This is a genomic window from Oerskovia sp. USHLN155 (assembly GCF_037145535.1).
Taxonomy (GTDB): domain Bacteria; phylum Actinomycetota; class Actinomycetes; order Actinomycetales; family Cellulomonadaceae; genus Oerskovia; species Oerskovia rustica.
The window spans coordinates 192,130-204,795 of the sequence record NZ_JBBCXG010000009.1; the positions used below are offsets into that span (position 1 = coordinate 192,130).

The 12,666-nt window shown below is 73.5% G+C and carries 11 protein-coding genes; 6 read left to right on the top strand and 5 right to left on the bottom strand.

The features are described 5' to 3' along the window. Positions 1-65: 65 nt before the first annotated feature. Both WFH32_RS14630 and WFH32_RS14635 read right to left on the bottom strand, forming a co-directional pair. Entirely contained in the window at positions 66-410 is a 345-nt protein-coding gene (locus tag WFH32_RS14630) for an STAS domain-containing protein (RefSeq protein ID WP_030152374.1), read from the bottom strand. Between the two features lie 119 nt (positions 411-529). After that, complete coding sequence (locus WFH32_RS14635) at positions 530-1,009, bottom strand: aminoacyl-tRNA deacylase (protein WP_336708059.1); 480 nt, start codon at positions 1,007-1,009, stop codon at positions 530-532. A 165-nt stretch (positions 1,010-1,174) separates the two neighbouring features. Between WFH32_RS14635 and WFH32_RS14640 the strand changes: the two genes are divergently transcribed. Both WFH32_RS14640 and WFH32_RS14645 read left to right on the top strand, forming a co-directional pair. Continuing rightward, positions 1,175-1,801, top strand: a complete 627-nt coding sequence (locus tag WFH32_RS14640; protein WP_336708060.1) for a hypothetical protein — start codon at positions 1,175-1,177, stop codon at positions 1,799-1,801. Beyond that, positions 1,798-2,961 (top strand): PrsW family intramembrane metalloprotease, encoded by a 1,164-nt coding sequence (locus tag WFH32_RS14645; protein WP_336708061.1) that lies wholly within the window; start codon positions 1,798-1,800, stop codon positions 2,959-2,961. Before WFH32_RS14640 ends, WFH32_RS14645 begins: the two co-directional genes overlap by 4 nt. Before the next feature lie 37 nt (positions 2,962-2,998). Here WFH32_RS14645 and WFH32_RS14650 read toward each other — a convergent pair whose 3' ends face one another. From WFH32_RS14650 to WFH32_RS14660, 3 genes are all read right to left on the bottom strand, one after another. Then, a complete protein-coding gene (locus WFH32_RS14650; RefSeq protein ID WP_336708062.1) occupies positions 2,999-4,810 on the bottom strand; it encodes an ABC-F family ATP-binding cassette domain-containing protein in 1,812 nt (603 codons plus the stop codon). Between the two features lie 221 nt (positions 4,811-5,031). After that, positions 5,032-5,538, bottom strand: a complete 507-nt coding sequence (locus WFH32_RS14655) for a nucleoside deaminase (RefSeq protein ID WP_336708063.1) — start codon at positions 5,536-5,538, stop codon at positions 5,032-5,034. A 4-nt stretch (positions 5,539-5,542) separates the two neighbouring features. Next, the gene (locus WFH32_RS14660; protein ID WP_336708064.1) at positions 5,543-7,438 is read right to left on the bottom strand and encodes a M15 family metallopeptidase; all 1,896 of its coding nucleotides are present in this window, start codon (positions 7,436-7,438) and stop codon (positions 5,543-5,545) included. A 239-nt stretch (positions 7,439-7,677) separates the two neighbouring features. Between WFH32_RS14660 and WFH32_RS14665 the strand changes: the two genes are divergently transcribed. From WFH32_RS14665 to WFH32_RS14680, 4 genes are all read left to right on the top strand, one after another. Beyond that, positions 7,678-8,208 (top strand): hypothetical protein, encoded by a 531-nt coding sequence (locus WFH32_RS14665; RefSeq protein ID WP_191794568.1) that lies wholly within the window; start codon positions 7,678-7,680, stop codon positions 8,206-8,208. A gap of 151 nt (positions 8,209-8,359) precedes the next feature. Continuing rightward, complete coding sequence (locus tag WFH32_RS14670) at positions 8,360-10,495, top strand: DUF11 domain-containing protein (RefSeq protein WP_336708065.1); 2,136 nt, start codon at positions 8,360-8,362, stop codon at positions 10,493-10,495. A gap of 57 nt (positions 10,496-10,552) precedes the next feature. Then, positions 10,553-11,773, top strand: a complete 1,221-nt coding sequence (locus WFH32_RS14675; RefSeq protein WP_336708066.1) for a hypothetical protein — start codon at positions 10,553-10,555, stop codon at positions 11,771-11,773. A 140-nt stretch (positions 11,774-11,913) separates the two neighbouring features. Continuing rightward, the gene (locus WFH32_RS14680) at positions 11,914-12,510 is read left to right on the top strand and encodes a hypothetical protein (protein WP_336708067.1); all 597 of its coding nucleotides are present in this window, start codon (positions 11,914-11,916) and stop codon (positions 12,508-12,510) included. Positions 12,511-12,666: the final 156 nt, after the last annotated feature.

The following is a 12,666-nucleotide window of genomic DNA, read 5'->3' on the forward strand; positions in this document are numbered from 1 at the left end:
CCACAGCCCGAAGCCTCAGGGATGACCTCGTCGTCACCCCGTGCAGGCCGAACGGGCCCCGCGGACTACGACCCTGCGGTCGCGGTCCGCACGACGGGGATGGTCCCGCCCATGCCGATCATGTCGAGCAGGTCCTCGAGCGAGGTCGTCGGGTCCTGCAGGACCACGGGACGCCCGTCCTCGGAGCCCAGCATGTAGACCTGGAGGATGAAGGCGATGCCCGACGAGTCGATGAACGTCACGCGTCCGACGTCGATCGTCACCGGTCCTGGGTGCGTGAGCACCTGCGCCATGGCGTCGCTCGCGCGGTCCCTCAGCGCTGCGTCGATCTCTCCCCACAGGGAGATGAGCGATCCCTCGGGGGTCGCCTCGTAGCTGATGCCTGAGTCGTACGTACTGGGGATGGTCATGCTCTTCTCGTGCTCCGTCAGTCGGTGAGGGTGGCCTCGCGGACCGTCCTCCTGGTCAACGATCGGGCAATGAACGGTGTTCCCGCGGTCGGGATCCGTGAAGGTCAAACTCTGAGAGGTTAGACCGGCTCGGTCACGTCCGCGACCTGCGCGCCCAACGCCGTCGCGAGGCTCGCGCCGTCGACGCTCGCCGCGACGCCGAAAGCACCCCCGCCGATCGACACGAGCGGGGACGTCCCGTCACGGTCGACGACACGGGAGTCGGCGACGACGGGCCAGGCCGTCGTCGCGCCGAACGGGGTGATCGTCCCTCGCTCGTACCCCGTGACCTCGCGGGCGACCTCCTTGTCCGGCATGGACAGGCGCGAGACGCCCAGGAGGGTCCGCAGCTTGGGCCACGAGATGGTCCGGTCGCCCGGGACGAGGACGAACAGGTAGTCGTCGTCACCGCGGCGCACCACGAGCGTCTTGACGATGTTCGCCGGGTCGATCCCCCGCGCCGCCGCCGCCTCCTCGAGGGAGCTCACCGGGCCGTGACGGGTGATCGTGAAGTCGATCCCGGACGCTTCCAGTGCGGCGCGTGCCCGCTCTTCGCTCATGTCTCGACCCTAGGCATCGCCGCCCACACTCACCATGCGAAGGGCGGATCAGCACGTGTCGTCCACGTCACCTCCCCGCGGCGTCCGCGGTCGTCCCGGTCGCGGACCTGACGTCCCGATGCTTGCATCGAGTGACGTCCGACCCGGACGAGCCGAAGGAGAGCGATGCGCCCCGAACCTCCCCCGTTGCTGCGGCCCGAACGCCGCGGGCGCTTCGGCATGGACCGCGTGGGGTCCGTCGCGACGGCCGTCGTGCTGCTCGCGATGGTCGCCCTGTGGCTCGTCCCGACGGCGGTCGACGAAGGCACCCCGCCCACCGAGACCGAGATCCCCGCGGGGAGGGTCGTCACGGTGTCCGACGGCGCCTCGACCGCGACGGTCCGGTTCCCTGCGGGATGGTCCACCACGGCCGACATCAGCGCGTCCGGGGACGCGAGCGAGTCGACGTTCGAGGGCGGCAGCCTCACGGTCGACCGCCGGGGCGTCGAGGTCCAGATCGAGGTCGTCTCGGGCGTCGAGAGTCCGAACGTGTTCTTCACGCGGCGGGCCCGGCTCGCCGAGCTGGCGACGGGCACGACCCTGTACGACGCGCAGATCGTGTCCGAGGGCGACCCCGCCGAGGTCTCGGGCGTCTTCCGGTCGGGCGGCCCCGAGGCCGCCTCGCTCTCGGTCAAGGTCACGACGCAGCACGCCCAGGGCGGGGTGTCGATCCTCGCGTACGGGACGGCGTCGGACCTCCAGGCACAGGCCGGGGCCGTGGCCGACCTGGTGGAGGCGGTGACGATCTCATGACCGAGCAGAGCCTGCGCAACGTCCCCGTGGTCCTCCCCACGAGCTCACCCGGGCGGCGGCGCCGCGGCCTCTTCCCCCACTACCAGTGGGCGACCTGGCTGTACTGGGTGTGCCTGGTCGTCGCCGGCTTCGGGATGCTGCGGGTCGCCCGCCAGGACGTGTTCCTCACCCCCGAGGGTCTGGGGATCGGGATCCTGCTCGCGGCCGTCGTCACGCTGCTCCTCACGGCGATCATCCGGCGGCTCGACCTGTTCGAGGACGAGCCGGGCGGCATGCTCGTCGCGGCCTACGCGTGGGGCTTCGTCGTCGCGCCGACGCTCGTCGTGGTCGCGAACGACCACCTCATCACCGTGTTCGAGGGGGTGGGCCTCGCCTCCTGGGCCGCTGCCGTCGTCGGGCCGACCGACGAGGAGCTCATCAAGCTCCTCGGCGTGGTCCTGGTCCTGTACGCGGGCCGCGCACACGTGACCCGCCCCCTCAACGGCCTGGTCTACGGGGCGATGGTCGGCCTGGGCTTCGAGGTCAGCGAGAACGTCAGCTACATCGTGCAGGGCGCCATCATGGACCCGAACGCCGACGCCGTGGGCGCTCTCCAGGTCGGCCTGAGCCGCGTGCTCGTGGGCCTGGGCGGGCACGCGATGTTCACCGCGATCGCGGGCTTCGGCATCGCCTACGCCCTCGTGGCGTTCCACGTCTCCACGGTGCGGCGCGTCGCCGTGGCGGTCGCGACCTACGCGCTCGCCTGGGTGCTGCACTTCGCGTGGAACGCCCCCGAGATCTTCTTCCCGGCGTCGGAGGCGGGCGCGTTCGCGTCGGTCGTCCTCAAGTACGTCGTCCTGATCCTCGCGTTCGTGCTCGTGTTCCGGTACGCGCGGCACATCGACCACCGCTGGTTCGAGGCGGCGCTCGCCGACCAGCCCGACGACGTCGTGCCCCCCGGCGAGAGGGAGGCCCTGCGGTCCGTCCACGGACGCCGCGCGGCGCGCAAGGCGGCCCGCCGCGCGGGCGGGCGGGCCGAGAGCCGCCGGCTGGCCGACCTCCAGGAGGCGCAGCTCCGGCTCGCGACGCTGCTGGGCCTGTATCCCGACGGGGCACCGCCCGTCGAGGTCCAGAAGGAGGTCGTGCGGGAGATCCGCGCGCAGCTCACCGTGCCCCTCTGAGGGGCGCCGACGGCTTCGCCGACAACCCCTCGTCGCCTCAGCCGAGGTGCACCACGTCGCCCTTCCAGGTCCGCCGCAGCCACCGGTCGTGCGAGGCGACGACCACGGCGCCGGGCCACGTCTCGACCGCGGCCATGAGCTCCTCCGCGAGCGTGAGGGACACGTGGTTGGTCGGTTCGTCGAGCAGCAGCACGTCGGGGGCCTGCGTCACGAGCATCGCGAGGACGACCCGCCGCCGCTGGCCGACGCTCAGCATGCCCAGGGGCCTGTCCAGGTCGCGGGGCGCCACGAGCCCGTGCGCGTCGACGTGCGGGCGGTCCGCGGGGTCCTGCCCCGTGACGAGGGCGAGCAGATCGCGCGGGGTGCGCGCGTCGTCGTGCAGGCGGACGTCCTGCTCCAGCAGGGCGACGTCGACGCCTCGCGCGCGCCCCACCGTGCCCGACGACGGCTGCAGGTCGCCCGCGAGCACGTGCAGCAGCGTCGACTTCCCGGACCCGTTGGCCCCGGTCACGAGCAGCTTGGCGCCCGGAGCGAGGTCGATCGACGGCACCCCGGACGCCCGCAGGTCGAGGCGGGGGCGCCCGGGGGCTGCGGGGTCGGGCTCGGTCGCCCCTCCCTGCACGACGACGTCACGCGCCCACAGCGCCAGGCCGTCGGTCCCGTCCGACGCACCCCGGGGGCCACGCCGCCCGCCCGAGCGTCCCGGGGACGAGCTCGTCGCACGCTCACGCACGAGGTGCGGCGGCGCGAACCGCAAGGGCTCGGGCGGCCTGCGCACCTGCTCCGCCTGGAGCGTGTCGAGGCGCTGCTGCGCGTTGCGCACGCGCCGAGAGACCTGAGACTGCACGCGCTCGCCCTTGGCGTCGTAGAGCAGCTTCGACTGGTTGCCGCGCTCACGGTTGTGCGAGACGTTGCGGGCCGTCGTCGCGACCGACCGGCGCAGCGCCTTGAGCTCGTCCTGCTCGGCCGCGAACTGCTGCTCCCAGCGGGCCCGCTCGACACGCTTGGCCCGCAGGTAGTCGCGGTAGCTGCCCGCGTACAGGGTGCCGCCCGTGCGACCCGCAGAGCTGGCCTCCTGCGACGGGTCGAGATCGAGGATCTCGGTGCAGACCTCGTCGAGGAACACGCGGTCGTGGCTCGCGAGCAGCACGGCCCCGGGCAGGGCGCGCAGGGCCGAGGCGAGGAACTCGGCGGCCTCGTCGTCCAGGTGGTTGGTCGGCTCATCGAGCAGGAGCGCGCCCGGCTGGCGGATGAGGAGAGCCGCGAGGCCCAGCCGCGTGCGCTGCCCGCCCGAGAGCCGCGAGACCAGGCGGTCGCGGTGGATCACGTCGAGGCCCAGGCCCGCGAGGGCGCGGGACGCACGGGCGTCGGCCCCCCACACGTCCGACTGCTCGGCGCGCGCGAGCGCCAGGTCGTAGGCCGCGGTGAGGGCGTCGACGTCCGCACCGGAGCTGTCAGAACGAGCGTTGCCCATACCGCTCGCTCGTTCTGACACCCCGGCGTCGGACAGCTCGGCGAGCGCCGCTGCCGCCGACTCGAGCTCGCGCTCGATCTCCCGGACCCCCGCGAGGGCGTCCTCGACGACCTCGCCGACCGACGTCGTCGGGCCGTACGGGAGCTCCTGGTGCAGGTAGCCGAGGTCCGGCGGCCGAGTGACCGTCCCCGAGTCGGGGTCCTCGACCCCCGCGAGCAGGCGCAGGAGCGTCGACTTGCCGACGCCGTTCTCGCCCACCAGGCCGGTCCGGTGACCCGGGTCGACGGCGAGGCTCACCCCGGCGAGGACGGTGCGGTCGCCGTAGGACCTGGTGAGGTCGACGGCAGTGAGAAGAGCGGAGGAAGGCTGGGGCATGGAATCACCTGACGAAGAGGGCGCCGCGGCGGCACGGAGGCTGCCTGCCGACGTCGAGCGCAGCCGAGGCACGACGGGAAGGTCGTGTCGCGGGGCGACGTCGGGGCGCGAGAGGAAGGGGGTCTCGCGAGCAGGCTCAGATCCACATGAGTGCCACCCTACGGCGTCGCGCGGGCGGGCCGCGAGCCGATTACCCGGACGCCACGGTCCTGCTCGCCGGTCTACCGGTCGGCCACACCCAGAAGGCGCGCGTGGAGCGCCCTGACCTCGTCGACGAGCTCGGGGTCCGGACCGGACACCGGGATCCCCGGTGCGACGACGTGGATCGGCAACGGCGCGACTGGCCCGGGGGGTATTCCCCACCGCTCACGCCACCCGGCGAGCTGCGCACCGCTCGCGGCGTACACGATCCGTCCCAGCCCGACCCACGCATGAGCCGCGCTGCACATCGGGCAGTGCTCTCCCGAGGTGTAGACCGTGCTCGTCCGACGCTGCTCGGCGTCGAGGTGCTCGGCAGCCCAGCGCGCGAGGGCGAGCTCGGGGTGCTGGGTCGCGTCGCCGCCGCGGACCCGGTTGCGGTCCGACCGCAGGATCGTCCCCTCGACGTCGACGAGCACGGAGCCGAACGGCTCGTCGCCCGCGTCGAGCGCGCCCCGAGCGAGGTCGACGCACACCCGGAGGAACGCGTGGTCGCGCACGTCGGGACGGTCGACGGTCGGGGCGGTCACTGGTCTAGGACGTCGCGGTCGGCGCCGGGATGTTCGTCGGCGAGGTCGACGGCGCGGTTGACGGCGCGGACGACGGCGCGACGGACTCGGTCGGCGACGGCGTGGTCGGTGACGGGACCGGGGTCGTCGGCGGGTCCGTCGGGGTCGGTTCCGGCGTCGTGGGGGTCGGGGTCGGTTCCGGCGTCGTCGGGGTCGGGGTCGGGGTCGTGGGGGTCGGGGTCGGGGTCGGTTCCGGCGTGGTCGGGGTCGGGGTGGGCGTCGTCGGCGGGTCCGTCGGGGCCGGAGTCGTCGGGGTCGGCGTCGGCACGGGGGTCGTCGGTGACGGCGCGGGCGCCGGGGGCGAGGTCGGCGAGGTCGGGGCCGTCGGCGAGGGAGGTGCCGTCGGCGTCCCCTCGGCTCCTGGTGTGTACCGGTCCGGCATGGCCCCGGCCGCGTAGAACTCGAAGTGCCACGGCTCGGGCTTGCGCCCGTCGGGGCGCGCCCACGTGGGGTTGTCCCAGCCGTAGTCCGGTGCGTGCAGGCGCATCCACAGGTACTCGGCGCTCTTCCCGGTCGAGACCGGGGAGCCGACGTCGATCGCGAGACCCCACCCGTGCTGGGAGGTGCCGGGGACAGCGGCGAGGAACGGCTTGGCCGCCTTGACCGCGACCTGGTCGTCGTAGCTGCGGTAGGAGTCGGTGATGCGCAGCGGCTTGCCGAACGCCTTCTGGTACTCGGCCGCGAGCGCCTCGAGCTGCTCTGCGGCGTCGCAGCGCAGGCTCTGGCCGGGCGCGAACGCGAGCGGGCACAGCACCGAGTCCGGAAGCTGTCCGTTGGCGTACTGGGACGTGCTGTCGGCGTACTTCGCGACGGCGGCGGCGAGCTGGTCGGCCAGGGTGTCGCCGATGGGGACCGCCCCGTCCGCCGGGACGACGCCGACCGCCGCGAGCGCGTACGCGGGCCCCATGAGCTCGGCGAGCCGGGTCGCGGCGGCGACGACGTCGTCGATCGTCACCAGACCCTCGTGCGAGGGAGCCTCGTCGTCGGTGGGGTCGGGGGCCGGGTCCGACGGAAGACCCGTCTCGGGGTCGAACCCGTCCCCCGCACCACCCGCAGGAGCCGCAGGAGCCGTCGGAGCGCCTGCGGTCGCCGTCCCGTCCGTGGCGGTGCCCGGGTCGAGATCGGTCGCCTGGGCGTCCGCGGCCCCGGGCCCGTCGTCGGGGGTCGTCGGCGGCGGGACCACCGGGTTGGCGGCGGCCGCGACCCCGGGGCCCACCGGCACGACGGTCGATGGCGTACCGGTCGCCGGTGGCGCGGTCGGCGCCTGCCCGTCGACGACTCCTGGGGCGCCCGGAGCGGCTGGGGCGTCCGGCGTCGTCGGGGTCAGGGGGTCCGGGGCCGCGGGTGGCGTCGCGAGACCCTCGCCGGGCAGCGCGCCGGGCGCGACGGGCCCGGGGGCGTCGACCGAGCCCCGCGGGCCTCCACCGGCCGCAGCCTGCTGGGCCTGATAGGTCGCGAGCAGCATGCCGAGCTCAGAGCGCGCCTGCAGCACGGTCTCCGAGACCGCGGCGTCGGCGCCGATCACCTCGTCCGACCGGTCGAGCATCTTGACCACGCGGTCGAGCTGGACGTCCTCGCTGGGCGGCTCGTAGGCCGGTGGCTGCACGCCGAACGCAGCACCGGCCACGGGCTCCTCCGCCGCGTACTGCACCGACCACGACTCGCGGTGCGTGATCGAGGACCCGACGAAGCCGACCGTCATGACCGACCCGAGGACCAGCGTCGACGAGAGGATCATGGGGACCGCCCGCGCCGGGCGCCGCACGTGACGGGCGTCGACGTGATGACCCGGCCCGGTCGGGGGACGGACGGGCTCGATCGCCTCGTCGAGCGCGACGGGGGCGGCGTCGGCAGCGGGCATACCGCTGGCGGCGGGCTCGGCGCGAGACGCGCCATGCCGGCCCCCTGGGCCGCTGGAACGCACCCGGTGCGTCGGCAAGGTCACCACGAGACTCCCATGTCCGTTCTGCGACGTTCGACCGTGCGAGGGTATCGGCGAACACGACCAGACTCCAGCCTGAGGGAGTTTGGGCGTGCGCGCCACCCGTTGTCTGGGAACTTCATGGGTGACTTCTCATCAGAGGTCTGCACAATGGAGAGATGGACACCCACGCAACGCAGCACACCGCACGCGCCCGACGCACCCGCCGGAGCGCCGCCGTCGGTCTCGCGCTCGTCCTGTCCACGTCCGTGCTCGGCGCGTGCGGCGAGGACGGCAGCATCACGATCCCCGAGATCTCCATCTCGAGCGACCAGCTCGACCAGCTCCTCGACGACGCCAAGGCACAGGCCGAGGCCATCGGCGGCGACGTCCAGTCGCTCGTCGACTCGCTCGGCTCGCTGCCCGCGGACCAGCGAGCCCAGGTCGAGGAGGCCGTGACCGCAGCCAAGACCGCGTCGGAGGACCTCCAGACCGCCCTCGACGAGGCGGCCACCGCGACCGAGGAGACCAAGGCGCAGGCCGAGCAGCGCGTCGCGGACGCCCGGGCGCGGCTCGACGAGGCGTCGGCGCAGCTCCAGTCGGCGTCCGAGGCCGTGAAGTCGGCCGACGAGGCCGTGAGCAGCTCGCTCGACGACCTCCGCGGCGAGGTCGAGAAGTTCTCGCAGGACGTCGAGGGCGCGACGTCCTGACGGCCGCCAGCGGCGCAGGGACGACCAGCTCTCTGCGCCACCGGGCGGGTTCGTCGGGACGACCTCGAGCACCCGGAGAGCGCGCCGGGTGACCGGGTGCCACCATGGTTGAAGCTTCTCCATCGACGCAGAGACGATCCCGGGGGGCAGGATGAGCACCCGTCCGACGCGCAGACCGGCTGCGGCGGGCCTGGTCGTCCTGCTGAGCCTCGGCGGGGCCGTGGCGCTCGCACCCCCGGCCTCCGCGGCCGAGTTCAACGACTACGTGACGGTGTCCGAGACGACGCTGGACTTCGGGCAGGACCTGCGGTTCGGCGACCCGGACGTCACGCTGTCCTACAGCCTGACCGCGGTGCAGGACACCACGCTCTCGACGGACGGGTGGTACACGCCCGGGCCCGACGAGCCGTGGGGTGAGGTCAGCGGTGATGCCTGCCCAGGTCTGTCGGTCGACGGCACCGTCACCCTGGCCGCCGGCCAGGAGTGCGTCATCACGGTGACGTTCGACCCGAGCACGATCCTCAGCCCGTCCAGCTCCGTCTCCGGCGGGCGCACGTGGAACGCGACAGGGGCGGCAGGACCCGCGACGACGGACCAGCCCGTCTCCTACCAGGCTGTCGTCCACGCGCTGTCCTGGGAGCCGGGCTCCCTGGGCTTCGTCGCCGTTCCTGGCACGACCGGTGCACCGCAGACCGTGACGTTCACCAACCTCGCGAGGGTCCCCCTGTCCGCGCTCGACACCGGCGGCGAGGGCCCCGACTTCACGCTCGACCTCGGCACGTGCGCCTCCCCGATCCCCGTGAGCGGGACCTGCACCCTCAGCTACAAGTACACCGACAACGCCTCGACCCCCAGGACGAGCGCGCGCACCTGGGTTCACTTCTCCGCCACCGGGCCGGACGGACCCAAGGCGTACACCCACGACTCGACCGTCGTGAGCCTGGCCGGCGTGACCCCGTTCCCACCCCGGACCACCGACGTCTCCGTCACGAAGTCGCTCGTCGGCACGGCCCCGATCGTCGCGGGCGACCTGATCGCGTGGGACGTCACCGTGTCCAACGTCGGCCCCGACGCTGCTGACGCCGTCACTCTCTACGAGTACCCCGGTCCTCACCTCACGCTCGACCGCGTGGACGGCGTGACGTGCACGTCCTGGGGACAGTGCTCCCTCGGCGCTCTGGCCTCGGGCGACTCCATCACCGTCCGGGCATGGACCCAGGTCCTGCCCGACACCCCCGTGGGCACGGCCCTCACCAACGACGCGACCGCCTACAGCCCTCAGCGGGACCCGGACCACGACAACAACTCCGCGAGCGCCTTCGCCGGTCCCACCACGGACGCCGCGGATGTCGCGGACGTGCAGATCGCCAAGACGGCACCGACAGCGCCCCCGCAGGTCGGTGGCGAGACGACCTGGCCCCTGACGGTGACCAACACCGGGCCGGGCGACGCGACCGACGTCGAGGTCACCGACGCGCTGCCCCCGGGGACGAGCTACGTCTCCGGTCCCGACGAGTGCACCGCCGACACCGCCCGGACCACGTGCACCCTGGGGACGCTCACCACCGACCAGGCCTGGACCGGGGCGGTCGTCCTGCGCGTCGAGGACCCTGCCCTGGCCGGGACGGCGATCACGAACACCGCCTCGGTCGGGACCTCGGCCCACGACCCCGACCCGTCCGACAACTCCGCGACCGCGACCTCGCTCCCTGTCGTCGGTCCCGCCCGCGGCAACCTCGCGGTCTCCCTCGAGGCGCCGGCCACCGTCGTCGCGGGAGCCCGGCTCGATCCCGTCATCGCCGTGACCAACACCGGCGACGCACCGATGACAGGCGTCACCGTCGTGACCCACGCACCCCCCGGCACGACGTTCCTCAACGCCGGCGGGACGGGCACCCCGGGAACGGCCGTGATCGAGCTCGCTGCCGCGTGCCCGGCGTCGGGCACGGTCATCACGTGCGAGGCAGGGACCGTCGCCCCCGGTGACCAGCTCCTCGTCCCCGTCTCGCTCCGTGTCGACGCGGCGACCCCGCCTGGCACCACGCTCCCCCTCGTCGCGACCGTCTCCGCCAGCACCCCCGACGACGACCCCGGCGACGACACGGCCAGTGCACAGGTCACCGTCGCCGCGTCGCCGGCACCCGGTGACGGCGGGACGAGCACGGGCGCACGTGCGTCCGACCTCGCGACCACCGGCTCCGACTCCCTGGCCACGGTGTGGGTGGCCCTGCTCTTCGTCGCGGCAGGGACGTCCGTGCTCGTCACGCGACGAGCCGCGCGGCCCTGACGACCTCGCCCCGCTCGAACCGTGGACCGGCGCGGCGCCCGGCGGGCAGACTGAGGCATGCCTTCCGCCGCCCCGACGCCTGCGCCTGCATCGCCGCCCGCGCAGACCACGCGAGCCCTCGTACCCGACCTCGACGAGACCCTCGCGCTCGCCGGCATCGCCCTCGGCGCGGCGCTCGCCGAGCCCGAGCCCCTCGGCGGGTCGACGCGGTCGCTGGTCGTCCGTGCCCGCGTCGTCGCCGGGCTCACGGACGACCGCCTCGACACGACCCGTGCCGCGGCGCACGTACCGGGCAGCACGGTCGTGGTCAAGCGCTTCCTGGACGGCCCGGGCGTGCACGGCCTCCCGTTCGAGCACGAGGTCGCGGGGCTCCTGACCCTCGACCACACCCCCGTCCTGCTGGCCGTCGACGAGGCGCACCGCCTGATCGTCATGAGCGACGTCGGCGACGGCCCCACGCTCGCCGACCTCCTGCTCGGCGGCGACCGCGACGCCGCCTGGCAGGGCGCGCACGACTGGGCGACCGCGCTCGGCGAGCTCGCGGGTGCGTCCGGGCGGCACGTCGAACGGTTCTCGGCCGAGCTCGCGGCGCGCGGCGTCGTCAAGGGGTGGGACCTCGACGCGGACGCCCGTGCCGGGGTGCGCCGGCTCGTCGACGCCCTGCCCACCCCCACGGGTCTGGCGCGAGAACCGCTCGACGCGATGCTCGCGTTCGTGCACGACGACCTCGAGGCTGTCGCGAGCCTGCGCGCGGCGGGGAGCCCCGCCGTCGTCTCGCCCGGCGACACGTGCCCCGACAACGCCGTCCGCACACCGGCCGGGTGGGTGTTCCTCGACCTGGAGGACACGAACGTCCACCACCCCGCGCTCGACGCCGCGTACACGCTCATGCCGTTCTCGACGTGCTGGTGCGTGTTCGACCCGCCGACCGGCCTGACCGACGGCCTCCTCGCCGCGTTCACCACGGGCCTGCGCAGGCACCGGCCCGACGCCGTCGTCGAGCCCGCCTGGACCCGCGACGTCCTGCTCGCGTGCGCCGGCTGGATCCTCGCCATGACGGGCTGGCTCCTCGACGGAGCGGTCGCGGACCGCCCGCGCGTCGGACCCGAGGGGAGGTCGCCGTCGTACCGGCAGCTCATGACGTCCCGCTGGCGCTGGGGTGCCGAGCACCTGCGCGACGTCACCCCGAGCATCGCGACCGTCCTGTCCGACGCCGTCGCGTGGGCCGAGCGCGAGTGGGGACCCACGCCGTCGGGCGGGTATCCCGCGTTCGACTGACGCACCGCTGGTCCCGGCACGGGAGGACCTAGGTCCCCCGCGTTCCTCGACCTTCGCCCCAGGTCCGAGCCCTCCCGCTCCGGTGGAATGGAGTCAACGCACCGGATGGGGATCCGGTCCTGGAGAGGAAGACAGACGACATGAGTGCAACGATCGAACGTCCGGCCGGCTCGGCCCGCTCGGCCCGAGCAGTACGTGCCGTCCCTCACGAGGTCTCGGGGGCCACGACGACCGCGAGCCTCGCGGTCCGCGGAACCCTCCCGACGCAGATCGTCCTGGGGATCTTCCGGATCGTCATGGGCTTCTACTTCGTGTGGGCCTTCCTCGACAAGACCTTCGGGCTCGGGTTCTCGACCCCCTCGGAGCGTGCCTGGATCAACGGAGGCAGCCCCACGGCCGGCTTCCTCGGCGGCGTCCAGGGACCGTTCGCCGGTCTCTTCAACGGGATGGCCGGTGCCGCCTGGGCCGACTGGCTCTTCATGGCAGGCCTCCTCGGCATCGGGCTCGCCCTGGTGCTCGGGATCGGGATGCGGGTCGCGGCGACCGCCGGGACCGTCCTCCTCGGCTTCATGTACCTGGCCTCGCTGCCCCTGACCACCAACCCGATCATCGACAGCCACGTCGTCGAGGCCCTCGCGATCATCTCGCTGGCCATGATCGGCGCCGGTGACACCCTCGGCCTCGGCCGACAGTGGAAGAGCCTGCCGCTCGTCCGCAAGAACTCCTGGTTGGTCTGATCCCGGTTCGGCGACGCGATCCGCTCGCCACGGCGATACACCCAGGAAGACGCGGGGAACACCAGGGAACGCGAGACCCTGCCCCGCCCGACGGCCCTCCCGGTCACCTCCCGGAGGGCCGTCGCTCTTTCCCCGGCCGGTCGGCCACCCGCCGAC